Source organism: Saccharopolyspora sp. 7B, assembly GCF_020177435.1.
In the GTDB taxonomy this organism is placed as follows: Bacteria; Actinomycetota; Actinomycetes; order Mycobacteriales; family Pseudonocardiaceae; genus Saccharopolyspora_C; species Saccharopolyspora_C gregorii.
On the sequence record NZ_JAIUKC010000035.1, the window covers coordinates 62,865 to 86,004 of the forward strand.

At 72.3% G+C, this 23,140-nt stretch carries 27 protein-coding genes; 16 read left to right on the plus strand and 11 right to left on the minus strand.

Annotated features, from left to right (window positions below; translation table 11 throughout):
* Positions 1-48: 48 nt before the first annotated feature.
* Both LCD33_RS07425 and LCD33_RS07430 read right to left on the minus strand, forming a co-directional pair.
* On the minus strand, positions 49-309 hold the full coding sequence (locus LCD33_RS07425) for a Txe/YoeB family addiction module toxin (RefSeq protein WP_224956029.1): 261 nt from the start codon (positions 307-309) through the stop codon (positions 49-51).
* Positions 306-557, minus strand: coding sequence for a type II toxin-antitoxin system Phd/YefM family antitoxin (locus tag LCD33_RS07430; RefSeq protein ID WP_224956028.1), 252 nt, complete (start codon positions 555-557; stop codon positions 306-308). Before LCD33_RS07430 ends, LCD33_RS07425 begins: the two co-directional genes overlap by 4 nt.
* 236 nt (positions 558-793) lie before the next feature.
* Here LCD33_RS07430 and LCD33_RS07435 point away from each other — a divergent pair, with 236 nt between their 5' ends.
* The 3 genes from LCD33_RS07435 to LCD33_RS07445 are packed head-to-tail and all read left to right on the plus strand — an operon-like array spanning position 794 to position 3,779.
* Entirely contained in the window at positions 794-2,059 is a 1,266-nt protein-coding gene (locus LCD33_RS07435; protein WP_224966091.1) for an ABC transporter substrate-binding protein, read from the plus strand.
* 47 nt (positions 2,060-2,106) lie between these two features.
* Positions 2,107-2,952: a carbohydrate ABC transporter permease gene (locus LCD33_RS07440; RefSeq protein ID WP_304612886.1), complete on the plus strand. Its 846-nt coding sequence runs from the start codon at positions 2,107-2,109 to the stop codon at positions 2,950-2,952.
* Entirely contained in the window at positions 2,949-3,779 is an 831-nt protein-coding gene (locus tag LCD33_RS07445) for a carbohydrate ABC transporter permease (RefSeq protein WP_224956025.1), read from the plus strand. Before LCD33_RS07440 ends, LCD33_RS07445 begins: the two co-directional genes overlap by 4 nt.
* A 133-nt stretch (positions 3,780-3,912) precedes the next feature.
* Here LCD33_RS07445 and LCD33_RS07450 read toward each other — a convergent pair whose 3' ends face one another.
* From LCD33_RS07450 to LCD33_RS07465, 4 genes are all read right to left on the minus strand, one after another.
* Entirely contained in the window at positions 3,913-4,383 is a 471-nt protein-coding gene (locus LCD33_RS07450; protein ID WP_224966092.1) for a CAP domain-containing protein, read from the minus strand.
* Between the two features lie 336 nt (positions 4,384-4,719).
* Entirely contained in the window at positions 4,720-4,899 is a 180-nt protein-coding gene (locus LCD33_RS07455) for a hypothetical protein (protein WP_224956023.1), read from the minus strand.
* 145 nt (positions 4,900-5,044) lie between these two features.
* Positions 5,045-6,124 carry a magnesium/cobalt transporter CorA gene (gene corA / locus LCD33_RS07460; RefSeq protein WP_224966093.1) on the minus strand — a complete coding sequence of 360 codons (1,080 nt, stop codon included), beginning with the start codon at positions 6,122-6,124 and terminating at the stop codon, positions 5,045-5,047.
* 367 nt (positions 6,125-6,491) lie between these two features.
* Positions 6,492-6,929 (minus strand): NUDIX hydrolase, encoded by a 438-nt coding sequence (locus LCD33_RS07465; protein ID WP_224956021.1) that lies wholly within the window; start codon positions 6,927-6,929, stop codon positions 6,492-6,494.
* Positions 6,930-7,073: 144 nt separating this feature from the next.
* Here LCD33_RS07465 and LCD33_RS07470 point away from each other — a divergent pair, with 144 nt between their 5' ends.
* The 6 genes from LCD33_RS07470 (at position 7,074) to LCD33_RS07495 (ending at position 10,700) form a co-directional block, all read left to right on the plus strand.
* Positions 7,074-7,235 (plus strand): hypothetical protein, encoded by a 162-nt coding sequence (locus LCD33_RS07470; protein ID WP_224956020.1) that lies wholly within the window; start codon positions 7,074-7,076, stop codon positions 7,233-7,235.
* A gap of 21 nt (positions 7,236-7,256) precedes the next feature.
* Positions 7,257-7,826, plus strand: coding sequence for a PH domain-containing protein (locus LCD33_RS07475; RefSeq protein ID WP_224956019.1), 570 nt, complete (start codon positions 7,257-7,259; stop codon positions 7,824-7,826).
* Between the two features lie 387 nt (positions 7,827-8,213).
* The gene (locus LCD33_RS07480) at positions 8,214-9,086 is read left to right on the plus strand and encodes a PHP domain-containing protein (RefSeq protein WP_224956018.1); all 873 of its coding nucleotides are present in this window, start codon (positions 8,214-8,216) and stop codon (positions 9,084-9,086) included.
* An 86-nt stretch (positions 9,087-9,172) separates the two neighbouring features.
* Positions 9,173-10,006 (plus strand): PD-(D/E)XK nuclease family protein, encoded by an 834-nt coding sequence (locus tag LCD33_RS07485; RefSeq protein WP_224966094.1) that lies wholly within the window; start codon positions 9,173-9,175, stop codon positions 10,004-10,006.
* Positions 10,003-10,563 carry a hypothetical protein gene (locus LCD33_RS07490; RefSeq protein ID WP_224966095.1) on the plus strand — a complete coding sequence of 187 codons (561 nt, stop codon included), beginning with the start codon at positions 10,003-10,005 and terminating at the stop codon, positions 10,561-10,563. The genes LCD33_RS07485 and LCD33_RS07490 overlap by 4 nt, the downstream gene beginning before the upstream one ends.
* Positions 10,554-10,700, plus strand: a complete 147-nt coding sequence (locus LCD33_RS07495; RefSeq protein ID WP_224956015.1) for a hypothetical protein — start codon at positions 10,554-10,556, stop codon at positions 10,698-10,700. Before LCD33_RS07490 ends, LCD33_RS07495 begins: the two co-directional genes overlap by 10 nt.
* Before the next feature lie 70 nt (positions 10,701-10,770).
* Here the strand turns inward: LCD33_RS07495 and LCD33_RS07500 are convergent, their stop codons facing one another.
* Positions 10,771-12,207 (minus strand): hypothetical protein, encoded by a 1,437-nt coding sequence (locus LCD33_RS07500; protein ID WP_224966096.1) that lies wholly within the window; start codon positions 12,205-12,207, stop codon positions 10,771-10,773.
* An 82-nt stretch (positions 12,208-12,289) separates the two neighbouring features.
* On the minus strand, positions 12,290-13,891 hold the full coding sequence (locus LCD33_RS07505; RefSeq protein ID WP_224966097.1) for a DEAD/DEAH box helicase: 1,602 nt from the start codon (positions 13,889-13,891) through the stop codon (positions 12,290-12,292).
* A gap of 636 nt (positions 13,892-14,527) precedes the next feature.
* Here LCD33_RS07505 and LCD33_RS07510 point away from each other — a divergent pair.
* Together LCD33_RS07510 and LCD33_RS07515 are read left to right on the plus strand one after the other, a co-directional pair.
* Positions 14,528-15,211 carry a ferritin-like fold-containing protein gene (locus LCD33_RS07510; protein WP_224956012.1) on the plus strand — a complete coding sequence of 228 codons (684 nt, stop codon included), beginning with the start codon at positions 14,528-14,530 and terminating at the stop codon, positions 15,209-15,211.
* A 98-nt stretch (positions 15,212-15,309) separates the two neighbouring features.
* Entirely contained in the window at positions 15,310-15,537 is a 228-nt protein-coding gene (locus LCD33_RS07515) for a DUF3107 domain-containing protein (RefSeq protein WP_224956011.1), read from the plus strand.
* An 85-nt stretch (positions 15,538-15,622) separates the two neighbouring features.
* Here LCD33_RS07515 and LCD33_RS07520 read toward each other — a convergent pair whose 3' ends face one another.
* Complete coding sequence (locus LCD33_RS07520; protein WP_224956010.1) at positions 15,623-15,925, minus strand: DUF4873 domain-containing protein; 303 nt, start codon at positions 15,923-15,925, stop codon at positions 15,623-15,625.
* Between the two features lie 17 nt (positions 15,926-15,942).
* Entirely contained in the window at positions 15,943-16,683 is a 741-nt protein-coding gene (locus tag LCD33_RS07525) for a TetR/AcrR family transcriptional regulator (protein WP_224956009.1), read from the minus strand.
* 65 nt (positions 16,684-16,748) lie between these two features.
* Here LCD33_RS07525 and LCD33_RS07530 point away from each other — a divergent pair, with 65 nt between their 5' ends.
* Both LCD33_RS07530 and LCD33_RS07535 read left to right on the plus strand, forming a co-directional pair.
* Positions 16,749-17,648, plus strand: a complete 900-nt coding sequence (locus tag LCD33_RS07530; protein ID WP_224956008.1) for a diiron oxygenase — start codon at positions 16,749-16,751, stop codon at positions 17,646-17,648.
* A gap of 25 nt (positions 17,649-17,673) precedes the next feature.
* Positions 17,674-18,570, plus strand: coding sequence for an alpha/beta fold hydrolase (locus tag LCD33_RS07535; protein WP_224956007.1), 897 nt, complete (start codon positions 17,674-17,676; stop codon positions 18,568-18,570).
* A gap of 64 nt (positions 18,571-18,634) precedes the next feature.
* On the opposite strand, the gene LCD33_RS07540 is transcribed toward LCD33_RS07535, so the two are convergent.
* Positions 18,635-19,258, minus strand: coding sequence for a TetR/AcrR family transcriptional regulator (locus tag LCD33_RS07540; protein WP_224956006.1), 624 nt, complete (start codon positions 19,256-19,258; stop codon positions 18,635-18,637).
* A gap of 129 nt (positions 19,259-19,387) precedes the next feature.
* Here LCD33_RS07540 and LCD33_RS07545 point away from each other — a divergent pair, with 129 nt between their 5' ends.
* The 3 genes from LCD33_RS07545 to moeZ all read left to right on the plus strand — a co-directional run bounded on the left by LCD33_RS07545 (position 19,388) and on the right by moeZ (position 22,908).
* Positions 19,388-20,395, plus strand: a complete 1,008-nt coding sequence (locus tag LCD33_RS07545; RefSeq protein WP_308011238.1) for an alpha/beta fold hydrolase — start codon at positions 19,388-19,390, stop codon at positions 20,393-20,395.
* A gap of 94 nt (positions 20,396-20,489) precedes the next feature.
* The gene (locus tag LCD33_RS07550) at positions 20,490-21,536 is read left to right on the plus strand and encodes a DUF3152 domain-containing protein (protein WP_224956005.1); all 1,047 of its coding nucleotides are present in this window, start codon (positions 20,490-20,492) and stop codon (positions 21,534-21,536) included.
* A gap of 187 nt (positions 21,537-21,723) precedes the next feature.
* On the plus strand, positions 21,724-22,908 hold the full coding sequence (gene moeZ, locus LCD33_RS07555) for an adenylyltransferase/sulfurtransferase MoeZ (RefSeq protein WP_224966098.1): 1,185 nt from the start codon (positions 21,724-21,726) through the stop codon (positions 22,906-22,908).
* Positions 22,909-23,140: the final 232 nt, after the last annotated feature.

Here is a 23,140-nt window from a genome sequence, read left to right on the forward strand (position 1 = left end):
GGGCTCGTCCGGGGTCCCGCCGCGGCGGAGCATTCTGGCGGACGGCGGTCAGCCGTCGTAGTGGTAGCGGCAGGCGGCGATCTGGATCTGGTCCTCCTGGACCCGGTAGACCAAGCGGTGCTCATCGGTGCTGCGGCGCGACCAGAACCCGTGGAACCCGTGCTCGAGCGGTTCCGGTTCGCCGATGCCCTCGTTCCCGTTCCGTTCGACGTCCTTGAGCAGCGTGTTGATCCTCGTGCGTACCTTGCGGACCTGGCTCCGCCACCAGACGTGATCCGCCCACGCGTTCGCATCCCGGACGAACTTCATTCGACGAGGTCCCGCGTGACGCCCCCGCCGTGCTCGAGCCGTTCGATCGAGGACAGCAACCTGCGGGCGTTCTCCGGGCTCTCGAACAGGTAGGCCGTTTCCTTCAGCGACTCGTAGTCGTCCAGCGCGACCAGGACGACCGGCTCGTGCCCGGCCCTCGTGATCACGACCTCCTCGCGGTCGTCGACCACGGAGTTCAGCGTTTCGGCGTACTCGGCGCGGAACTCGGAGCAGGACATCGTCTTCATCGGTCACCTCCTCGGCGTGTGGAAAGTTGTACGCCTCTTCCGCTCGTGTCGGGACCCCGCACCGTTCGCGGACACCGGCGGTGCGCACGGTTGGGGGCTTGTCGCGGGTGTCGGCGGCGCCCTAGGTTGCTGTCACCGCGCTGATCATCGGTGCGGCGGTGGCGTGCGGCGGGGCGCGGGCACTCGGCCTCGGGCGCACCTGCGCGAGCAGACCGGGAGGTCCGACCACGGTGAGGGTGCGCAGACGCGCTGGGGGCGCGGTCCGGCTGGCCGCGGCGTGCGGGACGGCGGTGCTGGCCGTCTCGGCCCTGAGCGCCTGCGCGGCCCCGCGGCACGACGACGTCGTCAACCTGTACTACGCGCCGGAGGAGAACCTCCAGACCGTCGTCGACCGGTGCAACGACCAGGCCGACGGCCGGTACCGCATCGTCTACCACAAGCTGCCGCGCGACGCGGACGGCCAGCGCGAGCAGCTGGTGCGCAGGCTGGCCGCGCAGGACGACGGCATGGACGTGCTCGGCCTGGACACCACCTGGACCGCGGAGTTCGCCCGCGCCGGCTGGGTCCGCGAGTGGACCGGCGCGGACCGGCGGCGAGCCGAGGACGGCACCCTCGCCGGACCGCTGGCCTCGGCCCGCTACGGCGGGAAGCTGTTCGGGGCGCCGAAGAACACCAACGTGCAGCTGCTCTGGTACCGCTCCGACGTGGTGGACCGGCCTCCGCGCACCTGGGACGAGATGATCGAGCAGGCGAAGCGGTTCGAGGCCGCGGGCGAGCCGTCGACGATCCTCGTCCCGGGCGCCCAGTTCGAGGGCTACGTGGTGCAGTTCAACACCCTGCTGGCCTCCGCGGGCGGGAAGCTGATCTCCGACGACGGCACCCGCGCCGTGGTCGACGAAGGCGTGGTGCGCGCGCTGGAACAGCTCAAGGCCCTCGCCGACTCCGGGCTGACCAGCCGGTCCATGTCCAACTCGCAGGAGGACGACGTCCGGCTGGAGTTCCAGCAGGGCGACGCGGCGTTCCAGCTGAACTGGCCGTTCGTCTACCCGTCGATGCAGGAGGACGCGCCGGACATCGCGCGGAACGTCCGCTGGGCCCGCTACCCGAGCTCCGACCCGGCGCGGCCCAGCAAGGTCACCCTCGGCGGGTTCAACCTCGCCGTCAGCGCCCACTCGCCGAACCCGCAGGCGTCCTTCGACGCGGCGCTGTGCCTGCGCAGCCCGGACAGCCAGCGGTTCTCCGCGATCCACGACGGGGTGCCACCCACCATCGAATCCGTCTACGCCGCACCCGAGATGGCCGCCGAGTACCCGATGCGCGACACCATCCTGGAAGAGCTGCGGGACCCGGCGATCCGACCGATCACGCCCGCCTACCAGAACGTCTCGACGGTGCTGTCGAAGCTGCTGTCCCCGGCGTCGCGGATCGACCCGCCGCGCACCGCCGAGCGGATCCGCACCGAGGTGCAGAATGCCCTGGATTCGCGGGGGGTGCTGCCGTGACGTCCGCCGTCGACCAGGCGAAGCGCGCCGAGCGCAGGCTCGGCTGGATGCTGTGCGCACCGGCCGCGCTGGTGATGCTCGCCGTCACCGGCTGGCCGATCCTGCACGCGGTGTGGCTGTCGTTCCAGCGCTACGACCTCAAGTACCCGGACCAGCGCGAGTTCGTGGGACTGGAGAACTACCTGACGGTGCTGTCCGACCAGTACTGGTGGACGGCGTTCGGCACCACGCTGCTCATCGTCGCCACCCAGCTGGTCATCGAGTTCGTGCTGGGCATGGCGTTGGCGCTGATCATGCACCGGGCTGTGCTCGGGCGCGGCCTGGTGCGCACGGTCAGCCTCATCCCGTACGGCATCGTCACCGTCGTCGCCGCGTTCAGCTGGCGCTACGCGTGGACCCCGGACACCGGCTACCTGGCGAACCTGGTCACCGACGGCGCGCCGCTGACCGAGCGCGGCAGCGCGCTGGCGATCATCGTGCTGGCCGAGGTGTGGAAGACGACGCCGTTCATGGCGCTGCTGCTGATGACCGGACTGGCGCTGGTGTCCGAGGACCTGCTGGAGGCCGCGCGGATCGACGGCGCCTCCCCCTGGCAGCGGTTCACGAAGGTGATGCTGCCGGTGATGAAGCCGGCGATCCTGGTGGCGGTGCTGTTCCGCACGCTCGACGCGTTCCGGGTCTTCGACAACATCGTGGTGCTCACCGACGGCGCGCAGGACACCTCCTCGGTGTCGGTGCTGGCCTACAACAACCTGATCAAGGGGTTGAACCTCGGCATCGGCTCCACCATGTCGGTGCTGATCTTCCTGGCGGTGGCGCTGATCGCGTTCCTGTTCGTGAAGCTGTTCGGCGCGGCCGCGCCCGGCGCCGACGAGGACGGGGGCCGCCGATGAGCCGGAAACCGGCCGACACCGCCAAGTGGACGGTGCTCAACGCGGTGGTGGTGACGTACGCGCTGGTGCCGGTGCTGTGGATCGTGTCGCTGTCGTTCAAGACCTCCGCGGGGCTCAGCGACGGCCGGTTCATCCCGGCGGAGTGGACGCTGGCGAACTACGCGGCGATCTTCCAGACCGGCGAGTTCCTGCGCGCGCTACTCAACTCGATCGGCATCGCGCTGATCTCCACGGCGATCGCGGTGGTGCTGGGTGCGATGGCGGCCTACGCGATCGCGCGGCTGGACTTCCCCGGCAAGCGGGCGCTGGTGGGAGTGTCGCTGCTCATCGCGATGTTCCCGCAGGTCTCGCTGGTCGCACCGCTGTTCGAGATCGAGCGGACGCTCGGGCTGTTCGACACCTGGCCGGGGCTGGTGCTGCCGTACACCACGTTCTCGCTGCCGCTGGCGATCTACACGCTGTCCGCGTTCTTCCGCGAGATCCCGTGGCAGCTGGAGGAGGCGGCCACCGTGGACGGCGCGACCCCGGGGCAGGCGTTCCGGAAGGTGATCGCCCCGCTGGCGGCGCCCGGGGTGTTCACCACGGCGATCCTGGTGTTCATCTTCTGCTGGAACGACTTCCTGTTCGCGATCTCGCTGACGTCGACGGAGGCGTCCCGCACGGTGCCGGTGGCGTTGCAGTTCTTCACCGGCGACTCGCAGTTCGAGGACCCGACCGGGACGATCGCCGCCGCGGCCGTGGTGATCACGGTGCCGATCGTGCTGTTCGTGCTGCTGTTCCAGCGCCGCATCGTCTCCGGGCTCACGTCCGGGGCGGTCAAGGAATGAGCGCGGCCGCGGGGGGGGGGGGGGGGGGGGGGGGGGGGCGGGGGGGGCGGGGGCGCGGGCGCCCCCCCGCCCGCCCCCCCCCCCCCCCGGGGCCCCCCCCCCCCCCCCCCCCCCCCCCCCCCCCTCCGCGCGATCAGGTGGTGCCGGCGAACTCCTGGACCCAGTAGTGCCCGTAGGTGCTGCTCGGGTCGTAGGCGTGGCCGACGCCGATGCCGGTGAACCTGCAGTCGAGGATGTTCGCCCGGTGCCCGGGACTGGTGATCCACTGGTGGAAGGTCTCGGCGGCGGCCGCGTTGCCGGCGGCGATGTTCTCGCCCAGCACCTCGGCGCGCGGCAGCACCCGGACGGGGGAGACGGCGTCGGAGTGCGCGAAGTAGTTCTGCTCGGCCATGTCCGCCGCGTGCGCCTGCGCGGAGTGCTCCAGCTCGGGTGCGGGTGCGAGCGGACCGCACCCGGCCTCGGCTCGGACCTGGTTGGTGCGGTCCACGATCTCGGCGGTGAGCGCGTCGAGCCGGGTCTCGTCCGCGTGGGCGGGCGGTGCGGAGGCGAGCAACAGCGAGCACAGCAGGATCGACCGGGCGTACCGGGCCGGGCGGGCGAACATCCGCACCACTCCTCGATTTCAAGGGGTTCCAGGTGCGGACAGTTCTAACCCGCTTTCCGGCGCGCCGACCGGGGAATCCGCGCAACGGGTGATCCGCGAACGCGTGCGGATCACCCGAACGGGAATGCGATCAACGAGGTCCACAGTGGACCCGGGGAATTCAGCCCTGCTGCGCGATGATGATGAACAGCGTCAGGATCCACCCCATCAGCAGGGTGGTCAGCAGGGCGAGCTTGTTGGTGGCGAGACGAGTCATGGCGGTGCCTCCCGGCAGCGTGAGAATGATCGATGCGAATGTCGTCTCACGATGTGGGGGCGGCGGTGCCGCAACGGTGATCAGCGCACGGCGGGCGTGCGCGGCGAGGCGGACAGCGCGTCCCACATCGCACCGGGTTTTCGCCCCCGGCGCGGCGACCTGGGACTTCGCTCCGGTGCCACGTTCCCCGATCCGCTCAGCGGCAGCCTGCGGGTGAACACCCGCCGCCCCATCGCACTGCGGCGCACGACGATCGACATGACTACCTCCTCACTTCTTCCCGACGCGCACCGGAATCCTCACGGCGGCGAATCGTTCGGGGAGAGCGCTCGCGGCGCGGAACCGCGGCGGTCGAGCCTCTGCGGACTACATCGCCCGGGTGATCGAAAACGTTACGGCACGCGGTCACAGCCATTTGTTCCGCCGGAAGATCTTGAACAGCGTCAGGCAGGCCAGCATCATCACCAGCAGCGTCGCCGGATAGCCGAAGGTCCAGTGCACTTCCGGCATGTTGTCGAAGTTCATCCCGTAAATCCCGGCGATCATCGTCGGCGTCGACACGATCGCGACCCACGCGGAGATCTTGCGCATGTCGGTGTTCTGCTGGAGCGTGATCTTGGCCAGCGTCGCGTCCACCAGCGTGGTCAGCAGCTCGTCGAACGAGGCCACCCGCTCGGACACCGTCGTCAGGTGGTCCTCGACGTTGCGGAAGTAGGAGCGCACCTCCTCCGGCACCATCGGCGTGTAGCCCTCGGCCAGCCGCTGCAGCGGCTTCGCCAGCGGCATCACCGCGCGGCGCAGGTCCATGACCTCGCGCTTCATCAGGTAGATCTGCTCGGCCTCGATCTTGGTCCGGGGCGCGAACACGGCGGCTTCCATCTCGTCGATGTCGTCCTGGATGGCCTCGGTGACCTCCAGGTACGTGTCCACCACGTGGTCGGCGATGCCGTGCAGCACCGCGGCCGGACCCAGCTGCAGCTGCTCCGGGTCGGTCTCCAGCTGCGAGCGGACCTGGGCGAGGCTGGCGTGCTTGCCGTGCCGGACCGTGATCACGAAGTCGCGGCCCACGAACGCCATCAGCTCACCGGTCTCCACGATCTCGCTGTTCGCGGTGAGCTTCTCGTTGGCGATGTAGCGCACCGTCTTGAGCACCATGAACAGCGTGCTGTCGTAGCGCTCCAGCTTCGGCCGCTGGTGGGCGTGCACCGCGTCCTCGACGGCCAGCTCGTGCAGCCCGAACGTCTCGGCCAGCCCGTTGAGCTGCGCCTCGTCCGGTTCGTGCAGCCCGATCCAGACGAACCCGGCGCCGCGCCTGCGCACCTCGTCGATCGCCTCGGCGTGCGACCGGTCGCCGGGCAGTCGCACCCCGTCCACGTACACGCCGCAGTCCACGACGTAAGCGGGTGGGGAAGCGGGGGCGGGCGCGGTGCGACCGCTGTGGCGCGCTGCGCGGTTGCGCAGGCCGAGCGAGGGAAGGCTGGGCACGGCGACCTCCAAGGGCGGGAATCGGATCTCGGGTGATCTCGACCGCGCATCCCCACCGGCGCCGATGGGCACCTGGAACCGGCCTAGCCGCAGGCCTCCCAGGCGGGGATGCGATTGGTACTACTCGGAAGCGCGCTATCGGCACCGCCGCTCACAATCCCTCACCTCCTTCTGCCCGACTCGCCGTGCGCGAGTGGTCCGGACCGGCCAACGGTTCACGATACTCGTCGTTCTCGGTACGGGCGGCGGCGGTGCCGGGTGTGCTGGGACACGGCGAAACGGGTGAACTTCTGCCGCGCGCACGCCTGGAACGCCCTGGATTTCGCCCGGATCGCGCCGATTGTGCGAACCGCCGGATCCGCCGGTTTCAGCTCCGGGCGGACGGGCCCGGGAGCTGCCCCCAACCCCGCAAGGTCGCGGCGAGCCCGTCGGTCAACCGGTGTTCGGCGTCGAGTGTGGCAAAGCTCGCAGCATCCGCCCACATCGCGTCGGCCGCGTCGTCGCCGGGCGAAAGCACCACGTCATCGGCCCGGCACGCGTAGTCGTGGATGTCGAACGTCCCGGTCGGGGCCGGGCGCAGCACCCGCCCCAGCCACCTGCCGACGATCACGGAGAGTCCCGTTTCCTCCGATAGTTCGCGCCGTACCGCCGAACGATCGGTTTCTCCGGGCTCCACCTTGCCGCCGGGCACCGACCACCGGCCCCTGCCGGGCTCGTTGGCCCGTTTCACCAGCAGCAATCGTCCGCGCGGGTCATGCACGACGGCGCCGACGCACCGGATCAGCGGTCCGTTGGTTATGCTCACCGACACGGAGGGTAGTTGATCCGGACGGTTCGGCTAACGACTGACCCAAGTGCGGGACAATGCTGCCCTACAGCCGCCGAGTGCGGTACAACAGATCGGCAGGCGCCAGCGTGTTCAATGGCTTTTCGGACGGGGTGTATCGCAGTGAACCTTAAGAAGATCCTGACTTGGGCCGGGGTCGCGTTCCTCCTCTTCTTCCTCTTCTCCGCCCCACAGCAAGCCGGTGACCTGGTGAACAACATCCTGGGAAGCCTCCAAGAGGCTGCGCAGGCGGTCATCACCTTCATGCAGAACATCTTCGTGTAGCAGCGCCGAAGGGCGGTTGACGTGTTCGCGCCGAGGGATCCCGACGAGTACCTGCTCGACACCGAACGCCGGGTCATCCGGCTCCGCAGACACTGGGCGAGCCTGGTCTGGGAACTGTTCGAGGCGATCGGGTTGCTGGTCGGCGTGGTCATGGTGTCCCAACTGCTGCCGCAGGACACGAGCCTGCCGCAGAACGTGCTCTGGTACGCGGGCCTCGTCGTGCTGCTCCGGTTCACCTACCAGGTGCTGGACTGGTACGTGGAGCGGATCGTCGTCACCGACAAGCGGTTCCTGATCGCGGAGGGCATCTTCACCACCAACGTGGCGATGATGCCGATCGGGAAGGTCACCGACCTGACCTTCCAGCGGACCCTCGCCGGGCGCATGTTCGGCTACGGCACGTTGGTGGTCGAGTCGGCCGGGCAGATCCAGGCGCTGAACCGGATCGAGTACGTGCCCAACCCGGACGAGGTGGAGGACGCGATCTCCTACCTGGTGTTCGGGGAGAAGAAGGCCCAGCAAGAGCGTTTCTCCATGCTCAAGGCCCGTCGCGCGGCGGTGGGCAAGAAGAAGGCCAAGCTTCCGAGCTGAACCGGTCGCTGCCGAGGCCGGGGGGGGGGGGGGGGCCCCCCCCCCCCCGGGGGGGGGGGGGGGGGGGGGGGGGGGGCCCGGGGCGCGGGGGGGGGGGGGGGCCCGGGGGGGCCCGCCCCCCCGGCGGGGGGGGGGGCAAAACAACCCCCCAAGGTTCCCCCCCCCCCGGGGCGCCGCCGGGGGGGGGGGGGGGGCCCCCCCCGCGCCCCCGGCTCTTCTTCGTGGGCTGGTTCGGGAGGTACCGGGACCATCGGCGAGACTGTGCCCAGCGGAAGACCGGTCCGCCGGGCCGGTCGAGGAGCCGGGCCTTCGCCGCAGCGGCGTGACCTCCGCGGCGACCGCAGCCCGCCGCCGGTCGACGGACCGGCCCGAACGGAAAGGCCACGCTTGCGCATCGACCTGCACGCCCATTCCACCGAGTCCGACGGCACCGACACGCCCGCGGAGCTCGTCGACGCGGCGATCGGAGCGGAGCTGGACGTCGTCGCGATCACCGATCACGACACCACGGCGGGCTGGGCGGAGGCGGCGGACACCGTGGCCGCCCGTGCCGGGCGGATCCGGGTCGTCCCGGGCGCGGAGCTGTCCTGCACGTGCCCGGACGGGAACGGCCGCGACATCACCGTCCACCTGCTGGCGTACCTGTTCGACCCGACGTCCGCGGCGCTGGTCGCCGAGCAGTCGAGGTTGCGGGCGGAGCGGCGCGGCCGGTTGCGGGAGATGGCCGAGCGGATGGAGGCCGAGGGCTTCCCGGTCGACGCGGACGAGCTGATGGCGGGGCTGCCGCCGGACTCGCCGGGCGGCAGGCCGCACCTGGCGCGGCAGCTGGTGCGCGCCGGCATGGTGGCCAGCGTCGACGAGGCCTTCGCCCGGTACCTGGGCAGCAGCGGCCGCTACTACCTGCCGCGCACCGACACCCCCGTGCTGCGGGCGATCGAGATGATCGCGGACGCGGGCGGGGTCACCGTGCTGGCGCACCCGTTCGCGCGCGCCCGCGGCCGGGTGGTGAACGCCGAGGTGGTGGCGGAGCTGGCCGCCCGCGGCATGACCGGCATCGAGGTCGACCACCCGGACCACGACGAGCCGACCCGGCAGGAGCTGCGGGAGCTCGCCACCGAACTGGACCTGGTGCCGACGGGCAGCAGCGACTACCACGGCACGAACAAGACGATCCGGATCGGGCAGGAGACCACCGCCCCGGAATCGCTGCGGCGCTTGATCGACAAGAGCAGCGGCAGCGAGGTGTTCACCGCGGGCTGACCGCCGTGATCAGCTGATCCGGTGAGTTCCGGGCGCCGCGCGGGGGGAAACGCGACGCGACGGCCCGGCTGCGTAGTGTGGTGCGAGTGCAGGGACAGCTCGGCCTCGAAGGCATCCCCGGCAAGCTCGTCCGGGTCACTCCCGCGAAGCTCGCGAACTGGGAAGGTTGCCCGCGCAAGTTCCGGATGACCTACTTGGACCGGCCCGCCCCGGCGCGTTCCGGTGCCCGCGCCAACGCCACGCTCGGCGCCGTCGTGCACAACACGCTGAAGGCGTTCTTCGAACTCCCGCCCGCCCAGCGGACCGCCGAGAAGGCGGTGCTGCTGGTCCGGCAGTGCTGGAAGGACGACGGCTTCGCCGGCCGGGTCCAGGCCGCCCGCTACCGGGAACGCGCCCAGCGGTGGGTCGCCGACTACGTCGAACGGCTCGCCCCCGGGACGGAACCGGTCGCGGTGGAGCGGTGGGTCTCGGCCTCGGTGGGCTCGATCATCGCCGAGGGCAGGGTGGACCGCATCGACCGGCGTAACGGCGAGCTGGTCATCGTCGACTACAAGACCGGCAGGCGCGCGGCCACCGACGAGGACGCCCGGGAATCGCGGGCGCTCGCCCTGTACGCGGTCGCCGCGCGGCGGACGCTGCGCGCGCCGACCGGACGGGTCGAGCTGCACCACCTGCCCAGCGGGCAGATCGGGGCGTGGGAGCACACCCGAGCCTCCCTCGACGAGCACGTGGAACGGGCCGAGGGGCTGGCCGGGGAACTCCAGTCCGCCTCCGACTCGTTCGAGGGGGGAGCGGCCGGGCCGGACGTGTTCCCGGCGAACCCCGGCGGGCGCTGCGCGTGGTGCGAGTTCCGCGCGCACTGCCCGGAAGGACAGCAGGCCGCACCCGCCGCCGAACCGTGGGCCGGGTTGGCCGAGTGACGGACCAGAGGAACGACGACATGGACATGCCCCGCCGAGCGCAGCAGGAGGCCGTGCGCGGAGGTGCTCGGCACCGGCCCGCGCCGCAGACGCTGCGCCGCCCGCGCCCGGCGGCCGGAACCCGGCCGGGCGAGGGCGCGGAGCAGCCGGGGGCCGTGCCGTTCCGCTCGGAGTCCCCGACCCGCCCCCGGCGTGAGCGGGTCGAGTGGCACGACGAGGACGAGTTCGACGCGGACGACGCCGAGGCCGCGGCGGTGCGCGGCCACCGCGGCGCCGCGGGCACCCGGATCGGGACCTGGTTCCGCGGGCTGACCGGGTCGCTGGCGCTGGGGCTGCTGCTGGTGGCGCTCGCGCTGATCGGCGTGCAGGTGTGGGCGACCCGGCAGGGGCAGGACGGCCCTGGCACAGCCATGATCGTTTCTCATGCGGTGGCGGCGGTGCTGGCCCTGGTGCTGCAGCGCTTCGCCGATCGGAACCGGGACCGGCGCGGCGCGGCGGCGCTGCTGGCGGTGCTGGTGGCGGTGTTCGGCACCCTCTGGTTCTGGTGGTGGTTGTAAGGCCCTCGGGCTCCGCGCTCGACGTCGTCCGCGAGGTCACCGCCGACCGGCTGGGCGATCCTGGTGCGGGCGGCGTGGGGAGGCTCCGGGCCGCGCTCGTCCCGAACACCGACGGCGAATCCGGCATCCCGGGCTGAAGCCGGGACCGGACGAACCGCAACACCGGCCGAATCCCAACACCGGCCGACCAGCCCGGCACCGGCCGAGTCAGCCCAGCGCGACCAGGTTCGGCCCGCGCTGTTCCAGGACGGTCGTGCCCGCGGAGTCCAAGCGCACCGGACCGTCCCAGCCCTGCCGGTCCACCGGGATCAGCCGCTCGCGCGCGCCCGTGAACCGGTCCAGCACCGCGATGCCCGCAGGCATCGGGACGAGCAGCTTCCCGCCGTGCAGCGCACCCGGCCCGAGCGCGCCCGGCACCTCCCACAGGGGCGCGAAGGTGGCGGCGTCCAGCGCGACCGTCGTGGCACCGTTGTTCCAGTACAGCAGGCCGCCGAAGGTGGCCCCGGGAACGTCGCCGATCTTGTCCTTGACCTGCCGGTACTGGTGGTCGTCGAGCACCGCGACGCGGAACGGCCGGTCCGGTCCGGCGGTGGCCAGCCCGTCCAGCACGCGCTGCTCGGTGATCGCCGGGTCGAACCGGTGCAGTGCGGCGGAGATCGACCGCGCGGCCCCGGCCTGCTCCGGACCGGGGACGGGGCGCAGGTTCACCGTCCACACCCGGTCGGCCGCGACGGCCTCCACCCCGGCGTCGGGGAAGGGCGCGCCCGCGGTGGGCAGCGGGTACTCGGCCTCGATGCCGCCGGTGGAGTTCGCGTACACCACGAGGGAGCCGCGGTCGCGTACGTACACGGCGGTCTGCTTGGTGGAGACCGCGACGGCGGTCGCCTCGGAGCCGCCGAGGACGGCGCTGCTGACCTCCTCCGGCTCCTCGTCGTCCTCCGGCTTGGTCTTGAGCACGGTGATGCGCTGCGCCGGGTCGTCCGGGCAGTCCTCCACCACCGCGATCCGCTCGCTGCCGACCGCCACCGACGGGTAGGTGCAGTTCGGGCGGCGGAGGTTGTTCCCCGCGTTCTTCAGCGCGGGCATGATCCCGTACTGCTGGGTGCGGACCAGGTCGGAGCGCCAGCTCTCCAGCACCCGCTCACCGGTCGCGGTGAGGTACTTGCCGTCGTCGAGCAGCCGGGTGCCGAACGGGGCGTCGGCGTTGCGCGCGGGCCCGCGCACCCCGGTGTCGCCCTGCAACGAGCTGACCTCGCTGCAGTTGGCCGATTTCCGGTACACGGCCACCGCGCGGTCCCACCCCTCGCCGACGGTGCACAGCGGCAGGTCGCGGGAGAAACGCCAGCGCACCGCGCCGGTGCCGGGATCCCGGCCGGACACGGTGCCGCCGTCGCCGGTGATCGCGGTCGAACCGGCGACCACCGGGACCGGGGTCGCCGGGCTCGGCGCGCGCCACAGCTCGTGCAGCGCGGCCGGTACCCGGGTGGGGGAGGTGAGGACAGGGGCCGGTGCGGCCGCGGGCTCGGACGTGGTGGCACGGGCGTCGCTGCGCCACCAGATCACCGCGGCGGCCGCGAGGACCACGACCAGGATCAGCACCACCGCGACGAGGTCGGACCGCGTCCGCCGTTCCGGCCGTACCACTGCACTCCTCACTGACTGCTCTCGGAAAGCCCGGCCGGTCCACGGGCCACCCGCTCCCGGGCAGCCCGCTCGCGGAACGGGATCAGTCGCCGGACGACTCGCCGCCGCCGGAACCGGCGCCACCGCCGCCGCCACGACGCCTGCGGCGCCGCTTGCGGAGACGGTCCGCGGATTCCGCGGTGCCGTCGCTCTGCGCGGTGGACTCGGCGGGCTGGGCCTCGCCGTCCGGGTTCACACCGCCGCGGGTGCGCCTGCGCTGCCGGGACCGGCCGCCGGGACGGGTCTCGCCCGCCGCGGACTCGCCGCCGGACTGCTCGATACCGGAACCGCTGCGGGTGCGGCGGCGCGGCTTGCGGCTGCTGGAGCGCTTCGCGTCCTCGTCGGGTTCGGCGCCGAGGCCGGCGCGGGTGCGCTTGGACAGCGGGAGCCTGCCGGTCGCGTCCGCCGGGATGTTCAAGTCCTCGTACAGGTGCTTCGAGGTGGAGTAGGTCTCCACCGGCTCCGGCTTGCCCAGGTCGAGCGCCTCGTTGATGAGCTTCCAGCGGCTCTCCTCGTCCCAGTCGACGAGGGTGACGGCGACGCCCTCCCGGCCCGCGCGACCGGTGCGGCCGATGCGGTGCACGTAGGTCTTCTCGTCGTCGGGGCACTGCAGGTTCACCACGTGGGTCACCCCGGCGACGTCGATGCCGCGAGCGGCGACGTCGGTGGCGACGAGGGTGTCGACCTTGCCGGAGCGGAACGCCCGCAGCGCCTGCTCCCGGGCGCCCTGGCCGAGGTCGCCGTGCACCGAGGCCGCGGCGAAACCGCGCTCGGCGAGCTCGTCGGAGAGCTTCTGCGCGGTCCGCTTGGTCCGCGTGAAGATCATCGTCAGGCCGCGGTCCTGCGCCTGCAGCGCCCGGGCCAGCAGCTCCGACTTGTCCATGGCGTGCGCGCGGTACACGAACTGCTTGGTGCGCTCGTGGATCGCGTTCGCGTCCGCCTCCTCCGCCCGGATGTGCGTGGGCTGGTTCAGGAAGGTGCGGGCCAGCGTGATGATCGGGCCCGGCATGGTCGCGGAGAACAGCATCGTCTGCCGCTGCTCGGGGACCATGCCGAGGATCCGCTCGATGTCCGGCAGGAAGCCCAGGTCCAGCATCTCGTCGGCCTCGTCGAGCACCAGGCCGCGGACCTTGCCCAGCACCAGGTGCTGCTGCTCGGCCAGGTCCAGCAACCGGCCCGGCGTGCCGATCACCAGGTCGACGCCCTGCTTGAGCGCGTCGATCTGCTGCTCGTAGGGGCGGCCGCCGTACACCGCGAGGGTGCGGATGCCGAGGTGCTTGCCCGCGTCGGTGAGGTCGCGGGCGACCTGCACGCACAGCTCGCGGGTGGGGACCACGACGAGCGCCTGCGGCGTCCCGTCGCCGGGGACCTGCAACCGCTGCAGCAGGGGAACGCCGAAGCCCAGCGTCTTCCCGGTGCCGGTGCGGGCCTGCCCGATCAGGTCCTCGCCGCGCAGCGCCAGCGGCAGCGTCAGCTCCTGGATCGCGAAGGTGTGCTCGATGCCGGCCTCGCGGAGGGCGCGCACGATCTCCTCGTGCACGTCCAGCTCGGCGAAGGTCGGGGTGTTCGGGACGGTGCTCTCCGCGTGCAGCGGTGCGGCCTCCACGGCGGGGGCGCCGTTCTCGCTGTGCTCGATCGCGTGCACGTCCTCGGTTGTGCTGGTGGTCTCGGGGGCCTCGGGGGCCCGTTCGTTGCTGAGGGTCAGAGTGATCGCCTCTCTCAGTACCGGCGCGCTGCGGCCGATCGCTCGGCTGCACTCGTGGTGACGTCCTCCGGCATGGTGGCCGCGTTCGAGCCGCGGCCGGCCGCGTTGTTCGCGTGCTGCATGCTCGTGGTCACCGGTGCGATGGTCGCGCGCCCCTGTTCGATCAGCGGTTGTCCGCTGCTGGTTCGGTCGGCATCGTGGTGCGGCTCACGCCGTCGCCCACGCCCCCGGCTGCTCCGGCCGATGAGCCGGGCACAGGTGGCGCCCGCGCCCGGGCCTCCCGCACGGACCCCGGGCGACCGGCTGCTCACGGGGTGGGACCGTGGCCCGCGTCGAGCCCTGCCGGGTCCCGCGCGGGGAGAGGGGTCCACTGCCGGTTGCCTGATGCCGCATGGCTTCTGCGTCCGCCAGGATACCTGGTCCGAACCGGATCGAGGTCGGCGATGTGCGATGAGCTTTCGCGGAACGTCCCGCACCACCAGCGGCGAGCTCCCGGAGCGCCCGTCGGCCGCCGCGCGTGTCGGCCCGTGCCGCTGCGCGGACCGGGCGCGCGGGGTGGCGGTTAAGGTGCCCGGTATGAGCGAGCTCGACCCCTCCGCCGCCGGATCCACCGACTCCACCACCTACGCCGAGGGGGTCGTGGACCTGCTGGCCGCGCTCGCCTACGGCGAGCTGTCCGCCTTCGACCGGCTCGCCGAGGACGCCCGCACCGCGCCCACCCTGTCGGGCCGGGCCGCGCTGGCCAGCATGGCCGCCGCCGAGATCGGCCACTACCGGATGCTGGACGACGCGCTCGCCCGCCGCGGGGTCGCGGTGGACGAGGTGATGGCCCCGTTCGCCGAGCCCTTCGACGCGTTCAACGCCTCGACCGCCCCGCACTCGTGGCTGGAGTCGCTGGTGAAAGCGTACGTGGGTGACGGGCTCGCGGCCGACTTCTACCGCGAGGTCGCGGAGTGGCTGGACGATTCGACGCGGACGCTGGTGCTGGACGTGCTGGCCGACACCGGGCACTCCGCGTTCGCCGAGCGCGAGGTGCTGGCGGCCTGCGCCGAGGACCGCTCGCTGCGGGACAAGCTGACGCTGTGGGGCCGCAGGCTGCTGGGCGAGGCGGTCACCCAGGCGCAGCGCGTGGTGGCCGAGCGGGACGCGCTCGCCGAACTGATCATCACCGGGTCGGGCGATCTCACCGGCATCGTCGCGCTGTTCCGCCGCTTGCAGAACAACCACACGAAGCGGATGGCGCGGCTGGGCCTGGGCTGACGGGTTCCCGATGTTCGCCACCGGCGAAGGCGGGTCCGGCGTGGACTGGGATAACCTCTCGGACGTACGCATCGGTTCGCGAATTGTGGAGGTCAAGCGTGGAGGTCAAGATCGGCGTCGTGGACAGCCCGCGTGAGCTCACCGTGGCCAGCGGTCAGTCCTCGGCCGAGGTCGAGTCGCTGGTGGCCGACGCGCTGAAGACCACCGACGGGGTGCTGTCGCTGACCGACGAGAAGGGCCGGCGCTACCTGGTGCCCGCCGCCAAGCTGGCCTACGTCGAGATCGGCCCCTCGGAATCCCCGCGGGTCGGCTTCGGCGTCCAGTGATCTGCCGCGATGCCCCCGGCCGGAGAGCGCTCCGCCGGGGGCATCGTCGTGCCCGGGGTCGTCCACATCGGACTTCGGGGTTCCGTCAGAACGGCGGTCGGCCCACGCCGGTGATGCGGTAGCGGTGCCACGGGTCCGGCTCGGACAGGCTGCCCGCCGCCTCGCCGCGCGTGGTGCGCACCACGACCTCGGTCCGGCGCCCGGCCGCGAGCTCGGCGACCGCGTCGTCCGCGGCGACCCGGCCGTACCAGTGGAAGCGGCCGTCGATCGGCTGGAAGTGCCCGCGCAGCACCACCGACACCGGGACCTCGCGTTCGGCGGTGAACAGCACCGCCTCGCCCTCGTACTCCTCGTCGGGGCCTGCGTCGACGGTGGTCTCCTCGGACATGGTCGCTCCTTCCGCGGTCAGCTCCCGCCGCCGGTGTCGGTGATCAGCCGCAGGCCGGTGCTCGGCTCCAGCGGCTCGTCCGGGTCGAGCACGATGCCGCCGGAGCGCAGCACCCCGTCGATGGCGTGCCAGATGATGCGGGTCAGGTAGTCGGTGAGGTCGTCCCGGCTCATCGACTGCCGCTCCAGCCACCAGTCGCCGCTGGCCTGCACCATGCCGACGAGGCCGTGCGCCCACGGCTCCACGCCGCCGGAGTCCAGGCCCAGCGCGCGCAGGTACTCGCCGAGCAGCCGGGACAGCGAGTTCGCGATCTCCGTCTTCTCCGCGGTGACCGGGTCGGAGCGCACCGGCTTGTCGGTGAAGGTGCGGCGCACGACGAACCGGTACAGGTCCGGGTACTGCTCCAGGACGCCGAGGTAGGCGTCGAGCATCCGGCGGATGCGCTCGTTGGGGCTGCCGTCGGCGGCGATCTCGGGGGCGAGCCGCCGCATCAGCAGTTCGGTGCCCCATTCGCCGACGGCGACGTAGAGGTCGCTCTTGTCGTGGAAGTGCCGGTACAGCACGGGTTTGCTGACGCCGGCCTCGGCGGCGATCTCGTCCATGCCGACGTCGGCGCCGTGCTGGCCGATGGCGCGCACGGTGGCTTCGACGAATTCGGCGCGGCGGGCTTCGCGGTGCTCCCGCCAGCGCTCCCGGCGGGCGTCGCCGCGCGGCGGTGGGTCCGGGACGACCTTGACAGGCCGGGTGTGGTGGCTCACGCTACCCAAGGTAGCTGTTACTAGAAGTAACATGCAATGCCGGTGGCAGCCAGGGAGGCCCCGAGATGACCAGGACCGCGCAGGTGAACGACCGGGAGAAGACCGCCGCCCGGCTGCTGAAGTCGTCGGCGAAGAACAGCTACGACCCCGAGGTCGACATCGACTGGGACGCGCCGCTGCTCGACGACGCCCCCTACATCCCGTTCCACCGCAGCAGCCTCTACGGCACGGACCTGTGGGAACGCCTCGACCGGGCGCAGCGCGTCGAGCTGACCAAGCACGAGTTCGCCAGCATCGCCTCCAACGGCCTGTGGTTCGAAGTGCTGCTGATGCAGATCCTGCTCAAGGAGTTCTACGACTCCGACCCGCGCACCGACCACGCGCACTACGCGCTCACCGAGATCGCCGACGAGTGCAGGCACTCCACCATGTTCGGCAAGGCCGTCCGCCGCGTCGGCGCCCCCGCCTACGGGCCGGTGCCGCTGCTGCGCCAGGCCGGGCGGGTGCTGCCCGCGATCCTCAAGGGGCCCTCCGCGTACGCCGCGATCCTCGTCGCCGAGGAGATCCTGGACCGCTTCCAGCGCGACCAGATGAACGACGAGTCCGTGCAGCCGCTGGTGCGCATGGTCAACCGCATCCACGTGCTCGAAGAGGCGCGGCACGTCACCTTCGCCCGCGAGGAGGTGGTCCGGCGGATGGCCGGGTGCGGCCCGGCCGAACGCGCCTGGCACCAGTTCGCGACCGCGCTGGTCTCCTACGCGATCTGCTTCAGCCTGATCAACCCGCGGGTGTACGCGGCCGTCGGCCTGCGGCCCAGGGACGCGCACGCCGCGGCGTGGCGGAACCCGCACTTCCAGCACACCCTGCACTGGGGTGGCGAGAAGATCATGGGCTTCCTGGACGAGGCGGGCCTGATCGGCGGGCCCGGCATGCCCTTCTGGCGCAAGTCGTTCCTCATCCGCTGACCCCTCCTCCCAGAACAGGACCGCCATGACCACCACCGCCTCCGGCGCGGACACGAGCACCTTCACCACCGGCGACGGCGTCCGGCTCCGGGTGCACGAGCACGGCCCCGCCGACGCGGGCAGCACGCTGCTGCTCGTGCACGGCTGGACCCTCACCACGCACACCTGGGACCGGGTCATCGACGAAGTGCTGCACCAGGCGGACGTCCGGGTGCTGCGGTTCGACCTGCGCGGGCACGGCGAATCCGATCCGGCGCCCGCGGGCTCGGCCACCATCGAGCGCTGCGCCGACGACGTCGCCGAGCTCATCGAGCAGCGGGTGCCCACCGGGCCGATCGTGCTCGCCGGGCACTCCATGGGCGGTATGACGATCATGGCCCTGGCCGAGCGGCACCCGGAGCTGTTCGCGGCGCGGATCGCCGGCGCCGCACTCGTCGCCACCTCCAGCGGCGACCTGGTCGCACCCACCCTCGGCCTGCCCGCGCCGGTCGCGGCCGTCGCGAACCGCGCCGAGCTCGGCGTGCGCGGCCTGCTGGCGAAGGCGGGCGGCGGGCGGCTGGCGCGGAACTCCCGGCCGCTGCGGCCCGGCATGCGCTGGCTGCTGTTCGGCGGTTCTCCGGCCGCGGAGGACGTCGCCGCCACCGCCGACTGGGTCGCGGCCTGCCACCCCGCGAGCCTCGCCGGGTTCCGCGCCTCGCTCGCCGAGCACGACCGGGTGCACGCGCTCGCCGCGCTGCGGGACATCCCCGTCGTGGTGCTCGCCGGGCTCAAGGACCGGCTGTGCCCGCTGCCGCACGCCCGGCGCATCGCCGACGCGCTGCCGGACGCGCGCCTGCTGCTCTACTCCGGCGCCGGGCACATGCTGCCGCTGGAGCGCACCGACGAGGTCGCCGACCGCATCGTCGAGCTGATCCCCGGCTGAGCGGGACCGCGCCCGCGCCGGATGAACGGCCCGCTCGACCTCGGTCGGGCGGGCCGTCCGCGGCTCAGCCGTTCTGGAGGGGGAAGCCGGAGAGGCCCTTCCACGCCAGCGTCGTGATCAGCGTGATCGCCTCGTCGCGGCGCACCGACTCGGTCTCGTCCAGCCAGTAGCGCGCGGTCACCTGGCTCAGCCCCACCAGGCCGAACGCCAGCAGCCGCGCCCGCTCCGGGTCGAGGCCCGCGTCCGCGGTGACGGCCTCGGCGACCGCGTCCACGCAGTCCGACAGCGCGCCGTCCACCGCCTTGTCCACCGACGGCTCCCCGCGCAGGTCCGATTCGAAGACGAGCCGGAACGCCTGCCCCTCGCCGTCGACGAACTCGAACAGCGCGCCGACCGCCGCGCGCACCCGCTGCTTGTTGTCCGGAGTGGTCTCGATCGCCTGCCGGACCCGGCGCACCAGCTCGCCGCCGTGCATCTCCACCAGCGCCAGGTACAGCTCCAGCTTGCCGGGGAAGTGCTGGTAGAGGACGGGTTTGCTGACGCCCGCGTGCTCGGCGATGTCGTCCATCGCGGCCGCGTGGTAGCCGTTGGTGACGAACACGTGCTGGGCAGCGGTGAGCAGTTGTGCCCGGCGGGCGTCGCGGGGCAGCCGAACGCCCCTGCTCGGCTGCGCGGCGGTCTCCGTCATGCCTGCCTCCACCCGTCCTTCCGTCACGTGCTGGGCTTCTCCAGCCGGGAAGCACAACCTTACTCGCCGGTAAAGGCCGTTCTCGACCTCATCCGGCGCCGCGTCGCACTCCCGGGGCATGCTGAAACCATGCGGACGAGCCCGCGACACCTCGACGCGGCGGCACCCGGCGGCGGGCTGACCAGGGTTCCGCTCCGGCTCGGCGCCGTCCCGGCGCGGTTGCCCGGCGTGCCGTCGCCCGGCAGGCACGTGCCGTTGATCACCGAATCCGGTCCGTTGCGGGTGCACGTCCGCGAGACGGGCGGGCCGGGCGCGGAGACCGCCGTCTACCTGCACGGACTCGCCGGATCCGCCTCGAACTGGACGGACCTCGCGGCGGCGCTCGCGCCGAACCTGCGCGGCCTCGCCGTGGACCTGCCCGGGTTCGGGCGCTCGGTGCCGCCGGACCGCTTCGACTACTCCGGCGAGCAGCACGCGCACGTGGTGATCCGGCTGCTGGAGGAGTCCGGGGCCGGCGCGGTTCACCTGGTGGGCAACTCCTTCGGCGGAGCGGTGGCGGTGCTCGTCGCCGCGCACCGGCCGGACCTGGTGGCCTCGCTGACGCTGATCTCCCCGGCCGTGCCCGACCTGCGCCCGGACCCGCGGCGGATGTCGGACCCGCGCATCCCGCTGACCCGGCTGCCGCTGCTCGGCCCGGCGGTGCGCCGCAGGCTGGCCGCGGTACCGCCGGGGGAGCGGGCCCGGCGGCTGCTGGAGCTGTGCTTCGCCGAGCCGGGCGCGGTGCCCGCGGACCGGTTGGACGCCGTCGTCGAGGAGTTCCGGGAGCGCGCCGGGTTCGACTGGGCCGAGGCCGCGCTGGACCGCACCACGACCGGGCTGGTCCGCTCCTGGCTCGCGCCGCCGTGGCGCTCCCCGTGGCGGCTGCTGCCGCTGGTGCAGGCCCCGAGCCTGGTGGTGTGGGGCGCCGCCGACCGCGTCGTCGGCGTCCGCAAGGCGCCGCGCACCGCCCGCGAGCTGCGGCGCGGACGGCTGCTGGTGCTGCCGCGCACCGGGCACGTCGCCCAGCTGGAGCGGCCGCGGGTGGTGGCCGCGGCGGTGCTCGGCATGCTCGACGAGGTCGAACTCGGGCATTGGTGACCAGCCGCCCCGAAACGGGTGATCTTCGAATCGGCGGCGGATCCCGCTGGCCACAGCCTCGTTGGCCACGATCGTGCTGTGGCAGGCTTGTACCGTGCCGCGCCCCCCGAGACGACCCCGTGACGCCGCCGCAGGCCGTTCGGACCCGGCGGGCGGTTCCGCCGCCCCCCACGCGCGCCGCACGCCCCGCCCCGACGAACCGCTGGCGGCCTCGTGGCGGCCGTTCGACGAGCGCGACTACGACCTGGACGAGCCGGAACCGCCGCGGCGCACGCGGAACGGGGCCTGGTCGCTGTACGGCTGGCGGATCTACGCGGTCCCGCTGCTGGTGGTGGTCACCGCGCTGGCCGTGTTCCAGTCCGTCGACCCGGACGCCCAGCAGCTCGGCGAGGGCGGCACCTCGCACCTGCGGGCACCGGACGTGCCGGAGGCCCCGGTCGTGACCGAGGCGCCGCCCGGCCGGACCTACCGCGCGGACATGTTCTCCGCCGAACTCCCGCCGGGCTCCCCGGTGCCGGAGGTCGGCGGGCGCACCTTCACCGTGCTGCCCGGCACCTCGCCGAAGGTCGGCACCGGCGGCGACCTGTACCGCTACACCGTGGAGGTCGAGGTCGGGGTGAAGCTCGCGGAGGGCAACGACTCGTTCGCCCAGCTCACCCAGGAGACCCTCGCCGACCCGCGCAGCTGGACCAACCCGGAGGCGGGCGACATCGCGCTGCAGCGGGTGGACGGCTCGGCGTCCCCGGACTTCCGGGTGACGCTGGTCAGCCAGAACACGGCGCGGGAGATCTGCGGCTACGGCAGCGGGTTGCCGTTCGACACGTCCTGCCGGATCTCCGACCGGGTCTACATCAACGCGGCCCGCTGGGTGCGCGGCGCGGTCGCCTTCGAGGGCGACATCGGCACCTACCGGCGGTACGCGATCAACCACGAGGTGGGCCACGTCTTCGGCAACGGGCACGTGCCGTGCGGGGAGCAGGGCGGCTTGGCGCCGGTGATGATGCAGCAGACGTTCAGCACGTCGAACAACGAGCTGCACGAACTGAACAAGGCGGTGCCGCAGGGTACCGAGATCCCCGCCGACGGCTTCGTCTGCAAGTACAACGCCTGGCCGTTCCCCGTCGGCGGATCAGGCAGCTGAGGCGGGTGCGCTCGACCACTCCGTTCCCGCATGGTGGGAGTAGTTTGGGAAGCGGGAAGACCATCCGCCACTCTGGCGTTGCACCTTCCGCGCCCGTCCGGCCCCGCCGAACTCGGGCGCGGACGCTCGTCGTGCTCGCGCCAGCGGGTGAACGACGAGGTGAGGACCACTGAGGAGGAGCTGGGAGATGTCCGGCGATTCAGCCCAGGCAACGACGCTACCGCCGCTCGTCGAGCCGGCGGCGGAGTTGACCAAGGAAGAGGTCGCGCGCTACAGCCGCCACCTGATCATCCCGGATGTCGGGATGGACGGGCAGAAGCGGCTGAAGAACGCGAAGGTCCTGGTGATCGGCGCCGGTGGGCTCGGCAGCCCCGCGCTGCTGTACCTGGCCGCGGCCGGGGTCGGCACCATCGGCATCGTCGAGTTCGACGCCGTCGACGAGTCGAACCTGCACCGCCAGGTCATCCACGGCCAGTCCGACCTGGGCAGGCCGAAGGCGGAGTCGGCGCGCGACTCGATCGCCGAGATCAACCCGTTCGTCCAGGTCAACCTGCACCAGGTGCACCTGTCCTCGGACAACGCGCTGGGCATCTTCGCCGACTACGACCTGATCCTGGACGGCACCGACAACTTCGCGACCCGCTACCTGGTGAACGACGCGGCGGTGCTGTCCGGCAAGCCCTACGTGTGGGGCTCGATCTTCCGGTTCGAAGGCCAGGTCAGCGTGTTCTGGGAGGAGAAGGGCCCGAACTACCGGGACCTCTATCCCGAGCCGCCGCCGCCCGGGATGGTGCCGTCCTGCGCCGAGGGCGGCGTGCTGGGCGTGCTGTGCGCCTCCATCGGTTCGATCATGGCCACCGAGGCGGTCAAGCTGATCACCGGCATCGGCGAGACGCTGCTCGGGCGCCTGATGATCTACGACGCGCTGGAGATGAGCTACCGCACCGTCAAGATCCGCAAGGACCCGAACGCGACGAAGATCACCGAGCTGATCGACTACGAAGCGTTCTGCGGCGTCGTCTCGGACGACGCGCAGCAGGCCGCGGTGAACAGCACGATCACTCCGCGTGAGCTCAAGGAGAAGTTCGACCGCGGCGACAAGTTCGAGCTGATCGACGTCCGGGAGCCGCACGAGTACGAGATCGTCAAGATCGACGGATCCACGCTCATCCCGAAGGACCGCATCCTGTCCGGCGCCGCGCTGGCGGAACTGCCGCAGGACCGGCAGATCGTGCTGCACTGCAAGTCCGGCGGCCGCTCCGCCGAGGCGCTCGCCGCGCTGCACAAGGCCGGGTTCTCGGACGCGGTCCACGTCGGTGGCGGTGTCCTCGGATGGGCGAACGAGGTCGACCCGAGCCTGCCGACCTACTGATCGACCCCGCCGCCCGCGTCCGGGCGGTGGGGGGGGGCCGAGCCACCGCGCGAAGAACGGCGACATTCCCTGCTCAGCGCAGGTGGTACCGGCCCGGCCCCCGCACACGAGGGGGCCGGGCCGGGCGGGGGGGGGGCGCGCCCCCCCCCGGGGGGCGGGTTGCCCCGGGCCCGGGTCTGGGGGGGGGCGGGCCCCCCATGGGGGGGGGGCGGTGTAGGGGCTGGGCCGGGGG